This window comes from Staphylococcus succinus (assembly GCF_029024945.1).
GTDB classification, from domain to species: Bacteria; Bacillota; Bacilli; order Staphylococcales; family Staphylococcaceae; genus Staphylococcus; species Staphylococcus succinus.
The window spans coordinates 2,712,896-2,728,504 of record NZ_CP118976.1 but is presented as its reverse complement, the minus strand read 5'-3'; the positions used below and the strand labels follow the sequence as shown (position 1 = coordinate 2,728,504).

Sequence of the window (15,609 nt, the reverse complement as noted above, 5' to 3'; positions counted from 1 at the left end):
TTCTTCATACAATAGTATATGCACTCTAATAACGTGGCTACTATAATTTCAGTGGATAAACTGGCCAACATAAAAATTAAATTTCTTTTAGAAACTCATAAATTTTATTTATATTCTTTGTATATGTCTTCTTCTCATCATTTATTTGATTCTTATATTTATCTTTAGTCGGCATCTAATTAGATTTTAAAGCATCTTCATAAAATATTTGAGTTAAATCATGTTTATATATTCTATTATGTTCTAGTGTTTTCTCTATAGTATCTTCCTTAGTAAAAAAATGAGTATCTAGAAAGCTATTGTTATTGATACTAAATTGCATTTTGTAAAATAATGATATAAAAGCTGATTTAAGCATTAGAATAGACCTTATTATAAAACAGAATTAATTACCTCAAAGGCACATTTTAAGTTTGTCTTTTTAATTCAAAACTTGTAACTTGTTGGTTTACAAGTTTAGTGGTTGGTGTTAAGATGAACTTGTAATAAATTATTTACAAGTTTTGGAGAAGGCATTATCAAAGGAGGATATTATAATGAAAATAGCAGTTGTAGCAGCAAATGGTAAAGCAGGTCAATTAATTGTAGAAGAAGGATTGAATCGCGGTATGGATATTACTGCCATTGTTAGAGGGGAAAACAAAACACGTGCAAATGATGCAATTATCAAAGATGTCTTTGATATTAAAAAGAAAGATATAGAAGAATATGACGTAATTGTTGACGCAGTGGGAGGTTGGACTCCGGAAACGGTTAATATTGTTCCTGATGCAGCTAACCATTTAGCTAAACTTTTGAAAGAATCAGAAACAAGATTATTAGTAGTTGGTGGAGCGGGAAGTTTATTTGTTAATGCAGAACATACTCAGACTGTTGCAGATGTTACACCTTTCCCAGATGAAGTCATACAAGTACTTAATGCACATCAGAAAGCTCTTGATGATCTTCGTGAGTATGATGATGTTAAATGGACTTATATCAGTCCCGCAGGAGATTTCCAAGCAGATGGTGAGAGAACTGGAAAATATACGCTAGGTGGCGAAGAATTGATTCTCAACAGTCAAGGTGAGAGTGTCATTTCTTACGCAGATTATGCAATTGCAATGATTGACGAGATTGAGTCAGGTAGTCATATTAAAGAAAGAATTAGTGTTGTTAGCGAATAACAATACTAATCTGCATTGACAGATTTCTTGTAAGAGAATACATTACAAGAAGGAGGTTGTTGTAATGCAGATTTCAAGTAAATTTACGATAGGGGTTCATCTTTTATCGGTAGTTAATTATTTAGGTGAAAGTGAAAAAGTTACCAGTAACATTTTGGCTGGAAGTATTGGTGTAAATCCTGTTATTGTAAGAAATGTTATGGGAAATCTTAAAGCAGCTGGTATTATCAGTATTAGCCAAGGGAAAACTGGTATTACTCTTTCAAGAAAACCCTGTGAGATTACATTTTATGATATTTATAAAGCAGTGGAATTAGTAAACGAAGATAGTTTGTTTAATTTCCATGAAAATCCTAGTCCAGACTGTCCAATCGGAAGTAATATTCATATGGCAATGGACTCAAAGTTAGATAAAATTCAACAAAGTATGGAAAATGAAATGCGTAGCATCACACTTGCTGATGTTATGCAAGATATCACTAAAAAGTTAGAAGCCGTCAGGTTTTCTTAATAAATGAAAAATAATTTTCTATCAGTGTTAAAAAAGATAGTTGATACAAAGAGTCCCCTTAACTAAGGGGACTCTTTGTGCATTTAGAGCTTACCTAAATGCAGTGATTGGAACCGTATTACTAGATAAAATCATAAAATAATTTCATCACAGTATTATTTAGATAATGCGTTTAACAAAATTAATAATTTCATTCGTAAATAAATCTGGAGATTCTATAGCGGTAAAATGCCCTCCTTGTCCAATTTCATTAAAATAGACTAAATTATATTGACTTTGGATGTAAGAGTAAGGCGGTATCATTATATCTTCAGTGAAAATAGATACGCCTGTTTTAGAATCTATAGCACCTAGTTGCGGTAATCTAGTTGCATTTTCAAGATATATATTCATTGAAGTTCCAATACTTTTGGTGTGCCAATAAAGATAAATATTATTAATAATATCTTTCATACTTAATAAATTATAACCACTCCAAGAATAATACTTCTCACCTATCCATGAAATTAAGGCAACAGGAGAATCGTTAAGTCCATAAGCTAAGGTCTGAGGCTTAGTTGACTGTATATTCATATATCCAGCTTCTTTATCAAAGAACTCACTAGCTCTCTTTTTATATTTAAGTTCATCTTCAGTTACGCCCTTATTCTTTTGTAATACGTCCTTAACTATTCCTATATCCGTTAAATGAAGACCTTTAATAGAATTCGGATATTTTTTAGCCATATAGCGTGCAATGCCTGATCCAATATCTCCCCCTGACACAATAAATTCATCATAATTCAATTCACTGTGCATTAATAAATACATTATATTAGCAATTTCTTCGTTATTTAATCCTTTATTAAATTCAGAAAATCCAAATCCAGGTATAGAAGGAATTATAATGTCGAAAGAAATATTTTTTCCATTGTATTCAAATCCTTCTTTCAAATTTTCTATAACTTTTGTATATCGTAAAATGCTATCTGGCCACCCATGTAATAATATCAATGGAATTGTGATATTCGCCTTTCCTTTTTCATAAATAAAATGGATTTTTTGTTTGTTTATATATGTTGAAAAATTTCTAAATTGATTCAAGTGTTTTTCTAAAGCATTCCAATCATAATCATTTAACCAAAAATCCACTATTCTTTTTACTGTTTCTACTTCTAATCCTACATCCTTATTTCGACTTAATCTCTGAGGCCAACGTGTAGCTTTTAATTTATCTTCTAATTCTTTTTTCTCAATTTCATCAATTTTTATTGTTATCTCATTCATATATACACCCTCTTTATATGTTAATAGTATATACGTCTTACTACAGTAATTACACACGATAAATTCTATTAGTCGTAAAATTTAAAACGACTATTATTGCTACAAGGTTTAATTTTGATATATTTCCGATAACTATCATTATATAAAATTAGTTAATTTTATAACTAAGGACTTTGTGTATTTTTATTAAAAAATATTTTAATGATGTGAGGTTAATTAACGTAAATTAGTATTGAAAATATTATCATGTTACTTTCGAAAAAATACTTCCTGTACTGAAATATATTATGAAAGTAGGAATAAATATGAAGATATTAACCGACTTACGTGAAAAGAAAAAACTAAGTATTTCAAAACTTGTGATTTTATTGAATGAAAAATATGGAAAATGCTATCAAAATTATCAAATTTTTAACTGGGAAAACGGGCATAAGCGAATACCACAACAAGATTTAGAAATTTTATGTGATTATTATGAATATCCTTTGGAAAAAATAAGATAAGTTAGAATCTAGTTTATTGATAACATTGAAAAACTAAAGCGAGAATTACCGAAAAGTACGAGGATACTTAACCCCTTTGTTACTAGTACAAAATGACCTTTTGAAACATTTTAAAGACTCCTTATTGAATAAGGAGTCTTTTCTAATATAATCTTCCACCCATCAATGATAACGATTAAAAGGGAGTAGTTAATTATAATTTGGTTATATGTAATGTATTTCTTAACATTTAATTATGGATTAAGTTATTGGTTTACATCTACTACTCTAAACTGCTGACAAACTAAATCAATATCAACTGAAAAATCTAAATTAAATGAACTGAGTTCCTTACGAAAGAACCTCTCATGCTCATCATACCAATACTGATAACTTAAATCTCCTTCACCTTCTAAAGCTGCAAATGTTTCAGTCACTTCATTCATTGGCGTAATATCAATTTGGGTGTATTGTATAATACATGCTGGTTCATTTTTACCATTTAAAACAATGTTATATTGTCCTTCAGCAGGTATATCTTCACCTTCAATATCATGTAGACATTTAGCTGAACAAGTTGCTCTTTTCACACCTCGAATAACCAATTCTACTAATTCATTTCCCATTACTTCTGATCCATCTCCAAACATCCATGCTTCAGGTAGATTATCTGATAAGTTATATTTTTCTCTAAAATTTTCCCAATATTGTTTTATAGTTTCCATTATTACCCTCTTCTCTTAGAATATCTATTTGTATGAAGTTATAGAAATCCCCTTTAATTACTTTATGTATATGTATTTCTTCTAATACATCCTAGATTCACTCGATATTTTCATCATTCTAATATTGTCAGAACATGTTGAAAAACCTCTTCTATTAGAAATTGTAAAACACTATTCGCCTACTAGTCACTTAGCGTTCTGCAACTGCCTCCAGAACCATATCTATTCATTTTTTTATTACCAGGCTTAATTAATAAATATAAAATATACAATGAAACTACGCCTGTAATAACTACACCAAATATGCTAGCAATAAATGTAGTACCTAATAGACCAAATTCTTCAAAACTAATAGTCGCAAATATAATACCTAAAACAAATATTACTGCTGCAGCTTTAGTGATAAACCCGCCAATATAGTATAGTATCGCAAAAATCATTGAACGATTTGAATCGTGTAAACGTCTGGTCATGACAGTAAAGTATGGTATAAGCGTTATAAGACCAAAGATACTACTTAAAGTACCTACAGAAAAAACTCCCAAAAGAGAAGTGATTAAAAAATTAATCCAAAAAGGATGCCAAAATTCAGAACGAGTGGACCTCCCATTAATATCTAAGCAACGTTTCCAAAAATTAAAATAGCTGCTAATAAGATTTGATGATTTATTCATATGCCCTCCTAGAATATAAAATATATTTTAAAAAACTATACAATTTAAATGATAGATATATTTTTTTGATAAGTAAATAGGTAAAAAATAAATGAAATAACTAGTTCTAATAATATGAAAAATATCGTTATCAATCTAATATGAAATTCACTTTTTCAATTATTATTTTTGAATATTTTCAGAAGGGGAAAGTAAATGTCGACAAACTTATGGAATTAAAGTAGTAAAATAAAAAGTGTATTAATTGTTATAATATTTAAAGTAGCGGTATTACAAGACAAACCTTATATAGGAACAAAAATAAACACAACAATACATTAGAACATTTTGCCGGTTTAAGTACAAAAATTTTTATAAATAAACTTAAAAATGACAAATCTCCTCTTTGTATTAAAGAAGAGACTGTTGTTTATAATTTTAAAGCCTCTATTATCCATATCGATAATAGAGGCTTAAATCCACACTTTTAAGGTAACTACTTATATTTGTTGCTCAAATTTATTATCCAATGTTTATTTGCATCAATTTTTTATCTTTGTCAAAGTACGCTGTGTATGAACCATCATTTGTCGCGTATTTTACGAATGTGCCATTACCATGCTCGCCCCCGTTAGTGACACCTTCATCAATTATTTTATTAGACGTATGTGCTTTTTTAAATGTTGCTTTAGACACTGAGTCTGGTTTAGTTGCGAAAGAAATTCGAATCACTTCATTATCACTATTAAACTCTACAGTTGTATCATAAACCTGTTTCATATGATCATAATCATCGTCACTGTTTGTGTCTACTTTATATCCATTGATTGAGACATTATCATATTTTAAAGCACGTACGAAGTTATAATCTTGTGTGAATGAAGGGTCGTATGTTGTATAGCCTTCATAGTTATACCATGGTGTTTCAGCTTTTAAATTTGCACCACTTTCGTTACTTGCGCCACTGGCACCACCTTCACCGTGACCCCATTTTTGAACTTGCTCAGCTGCTTGTACATCTGGGCTACCAGTCGTAAGATATGCTGCAGAAGAGCCTAAGACAAGCGTTGATACTACGACAGTTGCTGAAAGGAATTTCCCTACTTTACGCATAATAAATCACTCCTCAATTTTTTGAGTCCCTCTTGGCTAAGTAATTATAAATGTTTTACACAGTTCAAACTGATATTTATAACTATCAACATGATCCATATTCGCAAGTGTATTACATATTATTTATAAACAAATGTCCTGTTAGAAGATTATGAACTGTGAAAAGGGCTGATGAAGCTTGTTAATACAATTATAGAAAAGAGAGTCATGTGATTAGTAGTATTTGACTGACCACTCCTCGTTTTTGTAGTTCCTTATTAGTAAAAGTGTAATTATTCACCTTAAGCATACGCCTATTTCTTATAAATGCAAAAAGATACACATTATTAATGAGAACTTATATCACAATTTAAATTTAAAGTTATTTTTAAGCGTAATTATAGTTATTTTGATTGAGGAATAAAAATTAAAAATAAACTTTATAATTTTATCAATAAAGGGTAAAGAGAATATATATTTTTTATAACATAAGGGGATGAGTACATTATGAAATATCGTGAATTAGGCAATACTGGCATGATGATTAGTGAAGTGAGTTTTGGTACGTGGGCAATTGGAGGCGCATGGGGTGAAACGAATGATGAAGAAGCTTTAAAAGCTTTATCATATGCAATTGATCAAGGCGTTAACTTCTTTGATACCGCTGACGTATATGGCGATGGACATAGTGAAGCATTACTAGCTAAGGCTACTGAAGGCAAAGAAGATGAAATCTATATTGCAACTAAATTTTGTAGGCAAGGAGATATTGCTGATCCACAAAATTACAGCTACGAAACAGTAAAAGCATACTGTGAAGATAGTCTAAAACGATTAAATAGAGATTCAATTGATTTATTTCAAATCCATTGTCCTGCTACTGACATTTTAAAAGATGGCAGTGTCTTTAAAGTGTTAGATCAATTAACAGAAGAAGGGCTAATACGACATTATGGAGTCAGTGTGGAGTCAGTTGAAGAAGGGTTAATTTGTTTAGAATATCCTAATGTAGCAAGCTTACAGATTATCTTTAATATGTTCCGACAAAAGCCATTGGAAAAGTTAATTCCTAAAGCTTATCAACAGGGGGTAGGTATCATTGCGAGAGTACCACTTGCGAGTGGTTTATTAACAGGTAAGTTTACATCTGAAACTAAATTTTCTGAGGATGATCATCGTAAATTCAATGAAAATGGTGAATCCTTTAATGTAGGTGAAACATTCTCAGGGTTAGGATTGCAAAAAGGTGTTGAACTAGCTAACCAGTTACAATGGATTGGAGAAGATCGTCCTTCTATGGCAAGCGCGGCATTAAAATGGATTTTAGACTATAAAGAAATCTCTTGCATTAATCCAGGATTTAGAAATATAAAGCAGGTGAAACAGAACTTAGCTACATTAGACACTAAATCCTTCACAGAAAGCGAAAAATTAGAGATTGAAAACTTTTATAAAGAAAAAGTAGCAGATTTTATAAGAGGGACTTACTAAAACATTCATGTAGACACAGCTATACAAATAATAATTTTTATAAGAGAATTATAATTAAAAAAAGCACCAAACTACAAAGCGTAGTTTGGTGCTTTTTATGATAGTGATTTAAACAGTAACAACGTTAGTAGCTTGTTCGCCACGTTGTCCTTCAGTGATGTCAAATTCTACTTTTTGACCTTCTTCTAAAGATTTGTAACCTTCAGCAGCTATGCCTGAGAAATGAACGAAAAGATCGCTTCCGTTTTCTCTTTCGATGAAACCAAAACCTTTTTCTGCATTAAACCATTTTACTGTACCGTTATTCATAATAGAATACCTCCACGTGCTTTTGCACATAATATTTGTAACAAATTCATAATTAAAAAAGAGGATATTCTGAAAAAAATACACTACAATTAAATTCACGAGCTTTTATTACGTTAGATTAACTATACACTATATATTTCGATAAGTATAGTTTTATTTATATTTACCACTTTAATGTTCAACTACTATATAGTATAAAACGGAGCGTTACAAAAAACTTTAGTTATGTTTTCTTTTACTCGCACGTGTCTGTAATGGATTGAATAACATTAATAAACGCAGTGAATGATTAACTTGGTTTGTGAAATATAAAGTTAATCATTCAGTCATAACTGAAGAAGATTTAAGTATGCCTATAAATAAAAGTATAAGATATTTATGTAATTAAGAAGTATAAACACAGAGAAGGTTTTTATAATGAATTTCTCCAATGAATTTCAGATTTAATAACTGTTTGAACCTTTAAATCAACAAGTGGAGTTCCATTCAATATTTGGTCAAGACATTTTGCTACGGTTTCCCCAATCAATTTAGAAGGTTGATTGATACTCGTAATACCTGGACTAATGATTTCAGTAACATTAAAGTCGTCAAATCCAGTCATGCCTATATCATCAGGTATAGTTAAATGATTGTCATTCAGTAGTTTGATTGTGTCCATTAACACAGTACCATTTAGTGCAAAGATTACTGTCTTACCCGTTTTAGATATTTTTGTAATTTGGTCGATATCTAAATAATGCGATTCGTCTATTTCTATGAGCTTTACGTTGAGTTGATTTAACCTAGCGACATCGACTATAGTGTTGTAGCGTTTTTCCCTAGTATTCACGCGATGGATTGGTTGGGAAACGACAATGACATTTTTATAATGTTTTTCAACTATGGATGACATGACTTTTGTAACAATTGACTCGTTATCTGTTGTGATTGATGCCCAAGGACTATCTTCTATTTCACGATCTACTAAGACCATAGGTATTTGATTATTAGCGATAAATTGGTAATTTGTAGAATTATCATTAGATGGTTGAATAATAATACCTTCCACATTTTGATCCACTAATTTTTGAAGTATTTTCTGTTCTTTTATCTCTGAATTTGCTGCTTCCACAATAATTAAATGGTAATTGGTATGTTCAAAATATTGGCTGATACCCTTAAGCAGTAATGATGAATACATATTAGAAATATCAGCGACGACGACGCCAATTAAGTTGCTTTTTCTAGTAGTTAGAAATTGTGCTTGCTTACTCGGACGATAATTTAAAGTTCGAATTGCTTTTCTGATTTTCTCTCTCGTGTCTGCTGACATCTTTTGATGGTTGCCGTTAATGTATTGGGACACAGTTGATTTCGAAACGCCTACAAATTTTGCCACGTCAGAAATAGTTGTTTTTTTCTCCATTATACGTTCAATCCTTCCAATGGAATCTCTATTAATCATATCAAATTTTAACATTGTTGTTTGAAAAAGACTAAATGTAAGCGTTGACATTAATAGTAAACCGGTTTACTATGATAATTGAGTTTAGAAAACCGGTTTACCAAATTCGAGATAAAGGGCTGATGATATGAATAGTAATGGTTTAGTTTTTAACATGCTTGTTGCTCAAGAGAAAATAAATTTTGGATTAACACAACTTGAATTATTCGACTATATTGTCGACATGGGTTTTAACAATATTGAACTTAGGAGAGAGTATTTTAAGGATATTGATAGCGAAATTACAGCTATTACTAAATTTTGTGAGAGAAATAAAATTACAATTTTTTATAGCGTACCAGATGCTATTTTTTTAGACAGTGGGAAATTGAATCCTGCTATTTCACAATATTTTGATGAAGCAAAAAAGCTTAAAGCGACACATGTAAAAATGACGATTGGTAATTACCAAGAGAAATCACAGTTACGGAATTTAAAGATGATTAATCAACAAGCATTTAATTTTATGGTTGAAAATGATCAAACGCAACAGTCAGGAAAGATAAACAACATTTTATCTTTTTTAAATGATACGACTGCGATAGGTCTCAATATTGGTTACACATACGATTTAGGGAATTTTCGCTATGTTGGTGAGAGTGAAGTCACAGGTGCAGAAGTTTTGAAACCTTATATTAGCTATATCCATTTAAAGAATGTGTCACAAGTGCATGATAAATTAGTTGCAACATCATTAGATCGGGGCGATATCGATTGGAAACAAGTACTGTCACGTTTACCTAAAGATGTACCGGTTGCATTGGAATATCCTTCGAACCAAAAAGTAGAAATTTTAACAGATAAACAGTTAATCGAGGTGTTTGGATATGGAAATTAAGAAAACAAACGTAGATGCAGAAAAATTTGCTTATAAATTTATGGAATCTATTCAGAGAAAAGTGAGTAATTCTGAAGATATCGAAAAATCAGCAAAAGAAGCATTGGCAGCGTATCTCACTGCATACTATGTGGCGTTAGATTTCAACAATCTTGAAAATTCATTTTTTTATGAAGAAAAGAAAAAAAGAAATATATCAACATATCAAAGAATATTAAGTGAGTTAAATAAATACTAGGTGGTGGGGATATGGGTGCAGCAATCACTGGCATATTATTATTAATAACGTTTGTATTATTTGTAATTTTTGTTATGCGTGGCGGGAAATTAACCTTAGGATTTTTGGTTATGGCTATATTTTGGACAATTATCGGCCTTGTGCCATTAAACGTTGCTATAAAAGAAATATATACAGAACCTGTTCTTAAATATGGGAGTACAATTGTGAATATTATATTTGGGTCATGGTTTGGACGTGTATTAGTTGATACAGGTATAGCTGGGAGTATTAGTAGACGTACACAAACAGTTGGTAATAGATATCCTGTAGTAGCGACAATACTTATATCCTGTGTACTTGCTTTAATTTTTTCGAGTTCTTATGGTGTTGGTTCAGCTATAGCTATTGGTGTTATTATTTTTCCAATCATGTATTCAATTGGCGTACCTAAACATATAGCGGTTTTAGTGTTTACTTTGTCGATTGGTGCAGCGATGTATATAAACAATGTTTTGTTTGTGCAATTCCAAGTCTTTTTTCCAAAAATAGAATGGGGATGGAGATATCAAAAATTTGGTTTTATAGCGATGCTTGTACAAATGGCTATTACCATTATATTTATCTTATTTAATCGCAAGAAAATTCAAGATGGTAAATCTAAGTTAGTTATTTCAGAAGACGAATCCTCTGAAGTGAAAGAAGTGTCACCATGGACATACTTACTTCCGATATTACCAGTAGCTTTAAATATTACTTTAGGTTGGGACGCAATTCCCGCGTTGTTTATTTCAATATTAATTGCCTTGTTAGTTACAGGTAACATGCGCACTTATACAGGTTTAATTAAAATGATTAACAATACAGCATATAACGCAATTAGTGATATTGCAGGATTAATTATTATGCTATTTGTGTTAAATATGTTCCAAGCCTCTGCGGTTCATGCAATGGCAGATTTCAATGATGTATTTAAATCAATCATTCCCAATAATACATTATTGTTAACAATAATTATGATTTTCCTAGCACCATTAGCATATTTTAGAGGGCCGCTATTCTTGTATGGCGCGGGTGCTGCTACTGCAAGTATTTTTGTTAGTACGGGTTTATTTGATCAGTATTTTTTATATGGATTACTCGTTGTACCTTCCATGGTCGGTATTTCAGCTTGTATTACACAATCGTGGAATCTTTGGGCGGTTCAATACAATGAATTAGATACGAAAACGTTTCTAATTACAGGTTTACCTTGGATATGGATAGCAACGGCAATTAACTTGTTCTTAGCGTACTTTATATTATGAGGAGAGATGACACATGAGCAAATTTATTACAATTGGTGAACCCATCGCATTATTTGGTGCAGATGATATGGATAAAAGTTTAGAAGATGCTACAACATTCACGAAATATTTGGCAGGTGCAGAAGTTAACGTTGCAGTTGGCGTATCACGTCTAGGACATAGTACGCAATATATTACACGACTTGGCAATGACCCTTTCGGTAAATTTATTGCTAAATCATTAAAAAAAAATAACATTGGAACGAATTACATTGAAAGTACAGATGATTATTGGACAGCGTACCAATTAAAAAATCGTGTGAGTAAGGGAGATCCAGATATACATTACTTTAGAAAAGGATCTGCTGCAGCACATTTTGATAAAGCAATATTAAACACCATCGATTGGACAGATATAGAACATGTACATTTATCTGGTATCTTTCCAGCTATTTCATCAGAAGCATTATCTACGTTTAGACTGCTGATTGAACTTTTAGATCAAAATAAAATAACATCAACATTTGATCCTAATTTACGCCCTCAATTGTGGGACTCTGAAAAGCAAATGTGTGAGACTATTAATGATTTAGCCAAGCATGCAGATATTATTTTGCCAGGTATCAATGAAGGAAAGGTACTGATTGGTAGTGATGACCCTGAAGTCATTGCGGATTTTTATTTAAACCAAAGTGACAAAACAAGTACAGTTATTGTGAAACTAGGAAAAGATGGGGCGTATTTAAAAGAAAAAGGCACAAAAAGTGGTAAGAAAATAGCAGGACAGAAGGTAGAACAAGTTATTGATACTGTGGGCGCAGGGGACGGCTTTGCAGTAGGAATTATTACAGGATTGTTGGAAAAAATTAGTATAGAAGAAGCAGTACAAAGAGGAAACATCATAGGTGCGCTTGCTGTCCAATCAGCAGGTGATAATGATGGTTACCCCACTAAAAAAGGTTTAGATCTTGTATTGAAGGAGCTTTAAAATGAAATTACAAGTGGCAATAGATCGGATCGCATTAGAAGAAGCAGTAGGGCTTGCGAGAGCGCTTAATGGACATGTTGACATTATTGAAATTGGTACATCATTGATTAAAGATTATGGCAATGTTGCTATAGAAAAAATTAAAGAAGTTGTAACAGGTAGTCAAATACTCGTAGATAGTAAAACAATTGATGAAGGGACATATGAATTTAATCAAGCTTTTAAATATGGCGCGGATATTGTAACGGTTATGGGTGCGGCAAGTTATGAAACGCTGTTAGCATGTTATGAAGTGACACAACAACAGGGTAGCACAATGATGATTGATTTGCTTAATTTAGATCCTACTTATATAGCAAGTATCACTGATTTCCCACAAGCAATATACTTGTTACACAGTTCAGTAGATAAACAGCAAAGTAATCAAGCAGTTAGTGAAATTATGGATTTTAAGCAATTATATGGACATATACAGCATCTGGCAATTGCTGGAGGTGTAGATTACAATGCAACGCAAGCGTTAGCAGCTCAAGGTATCGTTGAAACTGTTGTTGTAGGTTCTAAAATTACGAATTCTGAAAGTCCTATAGACACCGCTAAAAAATTTATGGAGGTACTAAAAGTATGAATACAATAGAAATCATTTTAAATGAAATTCAAGAAGTGATGCACTTAGTAGATGAACAAGAAATTGATGATGTAGCAACAGTTTTAACTAAAGACAAAAGAATATTTGTCGTGGGAGCGGGACGAAGTGGCTTTCAAGGCAAAGGTTTTGCAATGAGGTTAATGCACATTGGCTATCAAAGTTATGTAGTTGGAGAGACAATCACCCCTTCAGTTCAAAAAGATGACGTCTGGGTTGCAATATCAGGGTCAGGAACCACTGAAAGCATAGTAACACAAACAGAAAAGGTAAAGAAATTAGGGGTCCATGTTATTGCGTTAACAAGTGATGCTAACTCTAAATTGGCACAAGTTGCTGATAAATCGATTATCGTACCCGGAGCCACAAAAATGAACACGGGAGTGGAGTCGACACAATTGCTATCTTCGTTATTTGACCAAACAGTGCATATTAGCTTGGATGTATTAAATCAAAAATTAGCCGAACGTGATAATACGTCAAATCAAAGTGCCAATGCGCAGCACACAAATGTAGAATGAAGTATTTAAATAGTGTGGAATATAGTAAAAGAAGGTGATTTAAAGTGAAATCGTTACATGTATTAGCAGAAGTGAAAGACAATCGGTTTATTGCTGTTATTAGAACAAATAATAAACAAAAGTTTATTAATATTGCACACGTACTATTGGATAATGGACTAAAGACGATTGAGGTCACCTTAACAACGCCAAATGCCACTGAGATTATTAAAGAATTATCTCATCACTATCAAGATGCAATCATTGGCGCTGGGACAGTCTTAGATAAAGCATCGGCGCAAGCATCTATAGAAGCGGGTGCAAGGTTTATAGTGAGTCCAGGGTTTGATAAAGCCTCAGCCCAATTCGCTAATACGTATGATATACCTTATATTCCAGGATGTATGACGGTAACCGAAATGATTCATGCAAGTCGATTTGGATGCAATATTATTAAACTATTTCCTGCTAATCAATTTAATTCAAAGGCAATTCAAGATTTTAAAGGTCCATTACCTCAATTGGAGTTTATCCCAACAGGTGGCATTGGTATAAATAATAGCGAGGAATGGCTGGCAGCTGGTAGTTACGCAGTAGGTATAGGAAGTGAAATCACTAAGATTTATGATGAAGCAGGTGCAAGTGAGCTAGAGAAGTATATAAAGAAATTAATGAGTCATAACGAAATATAATGACTTATATTTTTAACTTTTTGATGGGATGATAGATATTGCGTGCTTGAATTATATTTGACGAATAGAATATGATAATAATGTTTGAATTTATGCTGAAAAGATTAAGAGACTCTTCTTTTAATGAGGAGTCTCTTTTAATATGTTTGATGATAATTAGTGACGTAATGATAGTTGTAGAATTGTAGGAAAGCCCATATCTTTTAGACAACTTATGAAGTGAAGGGTATAAAAAATGTCTGAAGACTGAAGGACTAGTAATGAGAAAGGTAGAAATTTTCATTATTAAAAAATAAGAAAAAGGAACTTAAATATTCAAATAACAGCCTAAAGTTTACGAATGAATCAATTGTGAAACATGTAGACTTTAGTAGATACGAAGTGTATAGAAACATTAAAAAGGGCATTAGAAATATTAAGAATTAATATAACAAATTTTAGGATTGGGGAAAATGAAACAGTATATTGTGGATACATTTGCAGACAAAAATTTTGAAGGCAATCCTGCGGCGGTATGTATTTTAGAAAAGTGGCCAGATGACTTGCTATTATTAAATATTGCCAAAGAAAATAATCTTTCAGAAACAGCTTTTATTTCTAAAGCAGATTGTTTTAAAAAATTACGTTGGTTTACCCCTGGTGGAGAAATTGAGTTGTGCGGACATGCCACATTGGCAACCGCTTTTGTTTTAATAAATTACATTGATACAACAAAAGAAAATGTTACTTTTTCAACACTTAGTGGTGACTTAATCGTCACTAAAAAGAATGGGTTATTTGAAATGGTTTTTCCAGCGTATGATTTAAAACCAGTTGAAATTGAAAATAAGCTTACTCAAGCTATAGGAATAAAGCCTAAAGAAGTATATTTGGGTAGAGATTTATTATGTATTTTAGAAAGTGAACAACAAGTTATTGATTTGGATCCTGATATGGATAAAGTAAAAGAACTAGACGGTTTGCTTTTACAAGTAACAGCACAGGGTTCTGATGTAGACTGTGTTTCAAGAACTTTTGCTCCAAAATTAAACGTAGATGAAGACCCTGTATGTGGATCAGGTCATTGCCATATTGTTCCTTACTGGGCAGAAAAGTTAAATAAAGATAGTATCATAGCATATCAAGCTTCTTCGCGTGGAGGTAAATTATATACTCCATTTGAAAATAGTAAAGTAACATTATCTGGAAATGTAGTCCTATACGCTATTAGTGATTTATACATTTAAAAGTTCACAATAGTTCACCAATTCCAGCTATAACA

General features: G+C 31.8%; 18 protein-coding genes. 12 read left to right on the top strand and 6 right to left on the bottom strand.

Features of this window, described 5'->3' with window-relative positions; genetic code table 11:
* The first annotated feature begins 536 nt into the window (after positions 1-536).
* Positions 537-1,166, top strand: coding sequence for an NAD(P)-dependent oxidoreductase (locus tag PYW31_RS13115; protein ID WP_046836030.1), 630 nt, complete (start codon positions 537-539; stop codon positions 1,164-1,166).
* 64 nt (positions 1,167-1,230) lie between these two features.
* Positions 1,231-1,677: an Rrf2 family transcriptional regulator gene (locus tag PYW31_RS13110; protein ID WP_046836029.1), complete on the top strand. Its 447-nt coding sequence runs from the start codon at positions 1,231-1,233 to the stop codon at positions 1,675-1,677.
* A gap of 159 nt (positions 1,678-1,836) precedes the next feature.
* Here the strand turns inward: PYW31_RS13110 and PYW31_RS13105 are convergent, their stop codons facing one another.
* Positions 1,837-2,943: an epoxide hydrolase gene (locus PYW31_RS13105; protein ID WP_046836028.1), complete on the bottom strand. Its 1,107-nt coding sequence runs from the start codon at positions 2,941-2,943 to the stop codon at positions 1,837-1,839.
* Between the two features lie 287 nt (positions 2,944-3,230).
* On the opposite strand from PYW31_RS13105, the gene PYW31_RS13100 reads away from it, so the two are divergent.
* Positions 3,231-3,446, top strand: coding sequence for a helix-turn-helix domain-containing protein (locus tag PYW31_RS13100; protein ID WP_235602253.1), 216 nt, complete (start codon positions 3,231-3,233; stop codon positions 3,444-3,446).
* 245 nt (positions 3,447-3,691) lie between these two features.
* On the opposite strand, the gene PYW31_RS13095 is transcribed toward PYW31_RS13100, so the two are convergent.
* From PYW31_RS13095 to isaB, 3 genes are all read right to left on the bottom strand, one after another.
* The gene (locus PYW31_RS13095; protein ID WP_046836027.1) at positions 3,692-4,150 is read right to left on the bottom strand and encodes an ASCH domain-containing protein; all 459 of its coding nucleotides are present in this window, start codon (positions 4,148-4,150) and stop codon (positions 3,692-3,694) included.
* Positions 4,151-4,332: 182 nt separating this feature from the next.
* Entirely contained in the window at positions 4,333-4,824 is a 492-nt protein-coding gene (locus tag PYW31_RS13090; RefSeq protein WP_046836026.1) for a DUF805 domain-containing protein, read from the bottom strand.
* Between the two features lie 501 nt (positions 4,825-5,325).
* Positions 5,326-5,916, bottom strand: a complete 591-nt coding sequence (gene isaB, locus PYW31_RS13085) for an immunodominant staphylococcal antigen IsaB family protein (RefSeq protein ID WP_046836025.1) — start codon at positions 5,914-5,916, stop codon at positions 5,326-5,328.
* A 486-nt stretch (positions 5,917-6,402) separates the two neighbouring features.
* On the opposite strand from isaB, the gene PYW31_RS13080 reads away from it, so the two are divergent.
* Complete coding sequence (locus PYW31_RS13080; protein WP_046836024.1) at positions 6,403-7,386, top strand: aldo/keto reductase; 984 nt, start codon at positions 6,403-6,405, stop codon at positions 7,384-7,386.
* A 108-nt stretch (positions 7,387-7,494) separates the two neighbouring features.
* On the opposite strand, the gene PYW31_RS13075 is transcribed toward PYW31_RS13080, so the two are convergent.
* Positions 7,495-7,695, bottom strand: coding sequence for a cold-shock protein (locus PYW31_RS13075; protein ID WP_046836023.1), 201 nt, complete (start codon positions 7,693-7,695; stop codon positions 7,495-7,497).
* Between the two features lie 412 nt (positions 7,696-8,107).
* Positions 8,108-9,103, bottom strand: a complete 996-nt coding sequence (locus PYW31_RS13070) for a LacI family DNA-binding transcriptional regulator (RefSeq protein ID WP_046836022.1) — start codon at positions 9,101-9,103, stop codon at positions 8,108-8,110.
* Between the two features lie 166 nt (positions 9,104-9,269).
* On the opposite strand from PYW31_RS13070, the gene PYW31_RS13065 reads away from it, so the two are divergent.
* The 8 genes from PYW31_RS13065 (at position 9,270) to PYW31_RS13030 (ending at position 15,574) form a co-directional block, all read left to right on the top strand.
* Positions 9,270-10,019: a sugar phosphate isomerase/epimerase family protein gene (locus PYW31_RS13065; protein ID WP_046836021.1), complete on the top strand. Its 750-nt coding sequence runs from the start codon at positions 9,270-9,272 to the stop codon at positions 10,017-10,019.
* Positions 10,009-10,257 carry a hypothetical protein gene (locus PYW31_RS13060; protein ID WP_046836020.1) on the top strand — a complete coding sequence of 83 codons (249 nt, stop codon included), beginning with the start codon at positions 10,009-10,011 and terminating at the stop codon, positions 10,255-10,257. The genes PYW31_RS13065 and PYW31_RS13060 overlap by 11 nt, the downstream gene beginning before the upstream one ends.
* Positions 10,258-10,268: 11 nt before the next feature.
* Positions 10,269-11,543 (top strand): gluconate:proton symporter, encoded by a 1,275-nt coding sequence (locus tag PYW31_RS13055; protein ID WP_046836019.1) that lies wholly within the window; start codon positions 10,269-10,271, stop codon positions 11,541-11,543.
* Positions 11,544-11,556: 13 nt separating this feature from the next.
* Positions 11,557-12,510 (top strand): sugar kinase, encoded by a 954-nt coding sequence (locus tag PYW31_RS13050; RefSeq protein ID WP_046836018.1) that lies wholly within the window; start codon positions 11,557-11,559, stop codon positions 12,508-12,510.
* A gap of 1 nt (position 12,511) precedes the next feature.
* Positions 12,512-13,138: an orotidine 5'-phosphate decarboxylase / HUMPS family protein gene (locus PYW31_RS13045; protein ID WP_046836017.1), complete on the top strand. Its 627-nt coding sequence runs from the start codon at positions 12,512-12,514 to the stop codon at positions 13,136-13,138.
* Positions 13,135-13,677 carry a 6-phospho-3-hexuloisomerase gene (hxlB, locus tag PYW31_RS13040; RefSeq protein ID WP_046836016.1) on the top strand — a complete coding sequence of 181 codons (543 nt, stop codon included), beginning with the start codon at positions 13,135-13,137 and terminating at the stop codon, positions 13,675-13,677. The genes PYW31_RS13045 and hxlB overlap by 4 nt, the downstream gene beginning before the upstream one ends.
* Positions 13,678-13,721: 44 nt before the next feature.
* Entirely contained in the window at positions 13,722-14,348 is a 627-nt protein-coding gene (gene eda, locus PYW31_RS13035) for a bifunctional 4-hydroxy-2-oxoglutarate aldolase/2-dehydro-3-deoxy-phosphogluconate aldolase (protein WP_046836015.1), read from the top strand.
* Positions 14,349-14,800: 452 nt separating this feature from the next.
* Positions 14,801-15,574: a PhzF family phenazine biosynthesis protein gene (locus tag PYW31_RS13030; RefSeq protein ID WP_046836014.1), complete on the top strand. Its 774-nt coding sequence runs from the start codon at positions 14,801-14,803 to the stop codon at positions 15,572-15,574.
* The last annotated feature ends 35 nt before the right edge of the window (positions 15,575-15,609 follow it).

What these genes read in the sequence shown, in the direction of transcription:
- PYW31_RS13115 (WP_046836030.1), top strand. Translation starts at nt 537, where the DNA reads ATGAAAATAGCAGTTGTAGCAGCAAATGGTAAAGCAGGTCAATTAATT.
- PYW31_RS13110 (WP_046836029.1), top strand. Translation starts at nt 1,231, where the DNA reads ATGCAGATTTCAAGTAAATTTACGATAGGGGTTCATCTTTTATCGGTA.
- PYW31_RS13105 (WP_046836028.1), bottom strand. Translation starts at nt 2,943, where the DNA reads ATGAATGAGATAACAATAAAAATTGATGAAATTGAGAAAAAAGAATTA.
- PYW31_RS13100 (WP_235602253.1), top strand. Translation starts at nt 3,231, where the DNA reads ATGAAAGTAGGAATAAATATGAAGATATTAACCGACTTACGTGAAAAG.
- PYW31_RS13095 (WP_046836027.1), bottom strand. Translation starts at nt 4,150, where the DNA reads ATGGAAACTATAAAACAATATTGGGAAAATTTTAGAGAAAAATATAAC.
- PYW31_RS13090 (WP_046836026.1), bottom strand. Translation starts at nt 4,824, where the DNA reads ATGAATAAATCATCAAATCTTATTAGCAGCTATTTTAATTTTTGGAAA.
- isaB (WP_046836025.1), bottom strand. Translation starts at nt 5,916, where the DNA reads ATGCGTAAAGTAGGGAAATTCCTTTCAGCAACTGTCGTAGTATCAACG.
- PYW31_RS13080 (WP_046836024.1), top strand. Translation starts at nt 6,403, where the DNA reads ATGAAATATCGTGAATTAGGCAATACTGGCATGATGATTAGTGAAGTG.
- PYW31_RS13075 (WP_046836023.1), bottom strand. Translation starts at nt 7,695, where the DNA reads ATGAATAACGGTACAGTAAAATGGTTTAATGCAGAAAAAGGTTTTGGT.
- PYW31_RS13070 (WP_046836022.1), bottom strand. Translation starts at nt 9,103, where the DNA reads ATGGAGAAAAAAACAACTATTTCTGACGTGGCAAAATTTGTAGGCGTT.
- PYW31_RS13065 (WP_046836021.1), top strand. Translation starts at nt 9,270, where the DNA reads ATGAATAGTAATGGTTTAGTTTTTAACATGCTTGTTGCTCAAGAGAAA.
- PYW31_RS13060 (WP_046836020.1), top strand. Translation starts at nt 10,009, where the DNA reads ATGGAAATTAAGAAAACAAACGTAGATGCAGAAAAATTTGCTTATAAA.
- PYW31_RS13055 (WP_046836019.1), top strand. Translation starts at nt 10,269, where the DNA reads ATGGGTGCAGCAATCACTGGCATATTATTATTAATAACGTTTGTATTA.
- PYW31_RS13050 (WP_046836018.1), top strand. Translation starts at nt 11,557, where the DNA reads ATGAGCAAATTTATTACAATTGGTGAACCCATCGCATTATTTGGTGCA.
- PYW31_RS13045 (WP_046836017.1), top strand. Translation starts at nt 12,512, where the DNA reads ATGAAATTACAAGTGGCAATAGATCGGATCGCATTAGAAGAAGCAGTA.
- hxlB (WP_046836016.1), top strand. Translation starts at nt 13,135, where the DNA reads ATGAATACAATAGAAATCATTTTAAATGAAATTCAAGAAGTGATGCAC.
- PYW31_RS13030 (WP_046836014.1), top strand. Translation starts at nt 14,801, where the DNA reads ATGAAACAGTATATTGTGGATACATTTGCAGACAAAAATTTTGAAGGC.